This is a genomic window from Frankia sp. CgKIO3 (assembly GCF_977946435.1).
In genome coordinates this window covers 1-3,077 of the sequence record NZ_CDWTMO010000275.1, presented here as the reverse complement: position 1 = coordinate 3,077, position 3,077 = coordinate 1, and the positions used below count along the sequence as shown (strand labels likewise).

2 protein-coding genes are annotated in these 3,077 nt (G+C 68.7%); one reads left to right on the top strand and one right to left on the bottom strand.

Features of this window, described 5'->3' with window-relative positions:
- Window positions 1-80: 80 nt before the first annotated feature.
- Window positions 81-704 (bottom strand): dTDP-4-dehydrorhamnose 3,5-epimerase family protein, encoded by a 624-nt coding sequence (locus tag AC08OJ_RS19475; RefSeq protein WP_476594737.1) that lies wholly within the window; start codon window positions 702-704, stop codon window positions 81-83.
- Between the two features lie 1,021 nt (window positions 705-1,725).
- Between AC08OJ_RS19475 and AC08OJ_RS19470 the strand changes: the two genes are divergently transcribed.
- Window positions 1,726-2,952, top strand: a complete 1,227-nt coding sequence (locus AC08OJ_RS19470) for an NAD(P)-dependent malic enzyme (protein ID WP_476594736.1) — start codon at window positions 1,726-1,728, stop codon at window positions 2,950-2,952.
- The last annotated feature ends 125 nt before the right edge of the window (window positions 2,953-3,077 follow it).

Below are 3,077 nucleotides of genomic sequence, written 5' to 3'. Positions count from 1 at the left end.
TGCGGAAGACAAGCGTACGCGGCGTAGTTCGGTGACCAGGTGGTGGACGACCTTGACGTCTCCGGGGCCGGCCACCCGGATCACCGGATGTCCCCGGCGGCGCTCGCCGAGCGGAGTTCGGCGTACAGGGCCCGGCAGGCGCGATAGTCGGGCAGTAGGCCAGCCGCCTCCGCCTCCTTGAGTGACGGCGCCGCGGTGTCCTTGTCGGACAGCAACGGTACGAGATCGTCGGGCCAGGGCAGCGCGAGATCGGGATCGAGTGGGTGGACCCCGTACTCGCGCCCGGGGGTGTACGGGGTCGAGCACAGGTAGGAGATCGCGGCGTCGTCGGTGAGCGCCATGAAGGCGTGCCCGAGACCCTCCGCGACATACAGGCCCCGCCGGTCGACGTCGTCGAGGACGACCGGCGCGAACGTCCCGTAGGTCGGTGAGCCGACCCTGATGTCGACGACGCAGTCCAGCACCCGGCCGTGCACGCACGTCACGTACTTCGCCTGACTGGGGGGGACCTGCGCGTAGTGCACCCCGCGCAGCGTGCCGGCCCGGCTCACGCTGTGGTTGGCCTGCGACAGGGTGAGCGGATGTCCCACCGCCTCGGCGAGAGCGTCCGAGCGGAACCACTCCAGGAAGGTCCCGCGGCTGTCGGAGTGCTGACGTGGGGTGAACACCCAGGCGTCCGGAACCGATAGTTCGCTGATCTCCACGTGTGCGAAGGTACCGGTTCGCTCCCGCGCCTCCCAGGACGCCGGACCCGAGCCGGCCCCGGACTCCGGCCGTGACGGAGGGGCCGCGGTGAAGTAGGTGACAAATTCCACCCGCTTCTCCCGCTCCTTGGTGTCGGTGAAAGAGGACATAGAATTCGTAATGAAGTAATTAATGCAAGCCAATATGCGTCTTCGCAGGTCACGGGCTCGCGAGGACCCCGAAGTGAACAAGTTATTTCATTCCGAATCCATAGCGATGTCGTAACAATCGGACGCGGGTCATGGCGGGGCTGAGCCGAAGGCGATCTGGGCGCGCTGCACCTTCGCCCGCCGGGAGGAGGCCGGCGAGCGACCGGGTCAGGTCGATATCCATGCTGACGATGGTTCTTCCGTCGGTGTCGAAGAAATTCGTTCAGTACGTCCGAACTGTTGGTCGCCACACCGTCGGAGTGCCCTTGTCGCGCACCTCCTAGGGCAGCTGGCCAGGGACGGCGCCGTCGGCGGAGGATGCCGGGGGTCGCCGTCGCCGGGGCACCGGGGTCGTCGTTCCGGCCACCGACGGAAATCGTCAGGAGTGCTACCGTCATTGCCGGAATGGGCATCGTCCGAGTACGACAGAAAGTGCCGCTGTGCACGGATTACCTCTTGGGCCCGGGCGGGTGTGTCGGTGGTTTGCCGGTATCCGGGGGGAGACCCCCGATTCTGATCACGTGATGCTTCTCTCGGGTGCCGACATCCTCTCCATGGCGGTATGTTTCGTTTCCGTTGCCGATACGTTCGTTGTCGGTTCGCCGACGGCGAAGCGCCGTCGGGGGCGGAGACGGCTGCGTATGTCATATTGGAAGCAACCCCGGGCAACACCCGGTCGATCGCCCGCCTTACACGATGAGGCGGTACCGCTCAGGCTTGTTCTTCCGCGAAACACGCACCGCACGGGAGTATGAGCACATTGTAGCCGCTGCCCAGGTGAGACCGCGATCGCCGCGGGGTCCGCCGGCGGCTCGTTCGAGGAGCAACCTCCGTGACCGCAACCACTGACCAGCCGACTCTTGGTTCCACCACGTCGGGCCTCGCCGGGCTCAGCCCGCGGCCGTCCGACGACGATCCCGCGTTCGCCCTGCACCGCGGAGGGAAGATCGGCATCGACGTCACCGCTCCACTGAACAATCGGGAAGACCTGTCCCTGGCCTACACGCCCGGAGTCGCGCGGGTGTGTACCGCCATCGCCGAGACTCCGGCCCTCGCCGACGACTACACCTGGCGGTCGAATACCGTCGCCGTGGTCACCGATGGGACGGCTGTGCTCGGCCTCGGTGACATCGGCCCCGCGGCCTCCCTACCGGTGATGGAGGGCAAGGCCGCGCTGTTCAAGCACTTCGCTGACGTGGACGCGGTGCCACTGGCCCTCGCCTGCACGGACGTCGAGGAGATCGTCGACACCGTCGCGCGCCTCGCCCCGAGCTTCGGCGGGATCAACCTCGAGGACATCTCGGCACCGCGCTGCTTCGCCATCGAGCGCCTCCTGCAGGACCGCGTCGACATTCCGGTCTTCCACGACGACCAGCACGGAACAGCCATCGTCGCGCTGGCCGCGCTGGAGAATGCGGCGAAGCTCACCGGACGCACCCTCGGTGATCTGCGTGCCGTGGTGTCCGGCGCGGGCGCCGCCGGCGCCGCCGTGGCCCGCATCCTGCTGGCCGCCGGCATCGGGGACATCGCGGTCGGTGACAGCCGCGGCATCCTCTACGCCGGTCGGGACAACCTCACCCCGAGCAAGGCCGCGCTCGCCGCCGAGACCAACCGTGCCGGCCTGACCGGGTCCATCACCGACGCGCTCGCCGGCGCCGACGTCTTCCTCGGGCTGTCCGCCGGGCAGGTCCCGGAGGAAGCGGTCGCCACCCTGGCGCCAGAGGCGATCATTTTCGCGATGGCCAACCCCGATCCCGAGATCGACCCGGCGGTCGCCCACAAGTACGCGCGGATCGTGGCGACCGGTCGCAGCGACTACCCGAACCAGATCAACAACGTCCTCGCCTTCCCCGGAATCTTCCGGGGAGCGCTCGACGTCCGGGCCAGCCGCGTGACGGAGGGCATGAAGCTCGTCGCCGCGAGGGCGCTCGCCGGGGTGATCGCGGACGAGCTGGCCGAGGATCTCATCATCCCGAGCGTGTTCGACGACCGGGTCGCCCCGGCCGTTGCCGCGGCGACGGCCGCGGCCGCGCGGGCGGACGGGGTGGCCCGCCGCTGACGAGGGCCGGCGCCGGCTGATCGTCGGCGTGCCGGCCAAGGACGTCCAGGGATCCCGGTGCACCTTCTCCGGGGTCCCTGCTCGTCTCCACGGGGCCCGTGCCACGCGGGGTCTCCCCCCTGGTT